The sequence below is a fragment of the Nonomuraea sp. NPDC051191 genome (assembly GCF_044455665.1).
Classification (GTDB): Bacteria; Actinomycetota; Actinomycetes; order Streptosporangiales; family Streptosporangiaceae; genus Nonomuraea.
In genome coordinates this window covers 1-1927 of record NZ_JBITEZ010000051.1, presented here as the reverse complement: position 1 = coordinate 1927, position 1927 = coordinate 1, and the positions used below count along the sequence as shown (strand labels likewise).

1 protein-coding gene is annotated in these 1927 nt (G+C 68.0%); it reads left to right on the top strand.

The features are described from left to right. On the top strand, positions 1–1927 hold a 1927-nt coding region (locus tag ACIA8R_RS52940), incomplete at both ends, for a beta-ketoacyl synthase N-terminal-like domain-containing protein (RefSeq protein ID WP_397045844.1).

The following is a 1927-nucleotide window of genomic DNA, read 5'->3' as shown; positions in this document are numbered from 1 at the left end:
GCCAAGGCAACTACTCAGCCGCCAACGCCTTCCTCGACGCCCTGGCCATCCACCGCACCCACCTGGGCCTACCCGCCCAATCCCTGGCCTGGGGCCTATGGCAACAACCCAGCGGGATGAGCGCTCACCTCACTTCCCTCGACATCGACCGCATTCGACGAGCCGGTTTCGACACCATCACCACTTCCTACGGCAACAGGCTCCTTGACGCCGCGCTCGCCCACCCCCAACCCCATCTGATCCCGCTGCCCGTCAACGGCCGCGCGCTTGCCGCTCGCCACGACGGTGTTCCCGCGATTCTGCGAGCTCTGGCTCCTGCCCCCAAGCGCCGTGCTGCTGTGGTGGAGCCGGAGGCGAGTGTTGAATCGAGCTTCCAGCGGCGGTTGGCGGGGTTGCCGGTGGCCGAACAGGAACACGTGCTGGTCTCGCTCGTGCGCTCGCACGCCGCGGCCGTGCTCGGACACGGGTCGGAGGAGGAGATCGCGGCCGGGCGGCCGTTCAAGGAACTCGGGTTCGACTCGCTCACCTCGGTCGAGCTCCGCAACCGGCTGGGACGGGCGGCAGGGGTGAAACTACCGGCCACGCTGGTGTTCGACCACCCCACCCCCACCGCCGTGGCCGACTACCTGTTCCAGCGAGTAGGCACCGGCCCAGCACAAACCCACGAAGCCAAAGCGGCATCGGCCGCCAAACCCGCAGCCAGCACGACCACAGCGGCCGCGGCAGGAGTGGGCGAGCCGATCGCGGTGGTGGCGATGGCCTGCCGATATCCCGGAGAGATCACCTCACCGGAGGAGATGTGGCAACTACTCGTGCGGGGCGGGTCGGGCATCACCGGCCTGCCCGAGGACCGGGGCTGGGACCTGGAACGGCTGTTTGACCCGGACCCGGACACACCGGGCACCACATATCTGCGGCAGGGCGGGTTCCTGCGGGACGCGGCCGGGTTCGACGCCGGCTTCTTCGGGATCTCCCCACGCGAGGCGGTCGCGATCGACCCGCAGCAGCGGGTGCTGCTGGAGACCTCCTGGGAGGTCCTGGAACGGGCCGGAATCGATCCCGACACGTTGAGAGGTAGCCTGACCGGGGTGTTCATCGGCGGAACACACACGGGATACGGCACGGATGCGCCGTCGGACGCGATCGAAGGCTATCTGGCCACAGGCACTTCGGGTTCGGTCATGTCTGGGCGGGTGGCGTATGCACTCGGGCTGGAAGGGCCGGCGCTGACGGTCGACACCGCTTGTTCGTCTTCTCTGGTGGCCATCCATCTGGCTTGTGAGTCGCTGCGGCGGGGTGAGAGCACCCTGGCGCTGGCAGGCGGCGTGACCGTCATGGCCACCCCCGACCTCCTGGTCGACTTCAGCCGCCAGCGAGGACTGGCACTAGACGGCCGGTGCAAGCCGTTCTCCGACGACGCCGACGGCACCGTGTTCTCCGAAGGCGCCGGCGTCCTGCTGCTGGAACGACTGGCCGACGCCCAGGCCAACGGCCACCAGATACTGGGCGTGATCCGCGGATCAGCGGTCAACCAGGACGGCGCGAGCAACGGACTGTCGGCACCGAACGGCCCCTCCCAGGAACGGGTGATCCGCCAAGCCCTGGCCAACGCCGGACTGACCGCCCGCGACATCGACGCGGTCGAAGCCCACGGCACCGGCACCACACTCGGCGACCCCATCGAAGCACAAGCCCTCTTGGAGGTGTACGGGAGCCGTCCTGACGAGGATCCCTTGTGGCTGGGCAGTGTGAAGTCCAATCTTGGCCACACTCAATGCGCTGCGGGTGTGGCGGGTGTGATCAAAATGCTCATGGCCGCCCAACACCAACTACTCCCCCAAACCCTGCACGCCGACACACCCACCACCCACGTCGACTGGCAACAAGGCCAACTACGCCTCCTCCACCAACCCCAACCCTGGCCCCA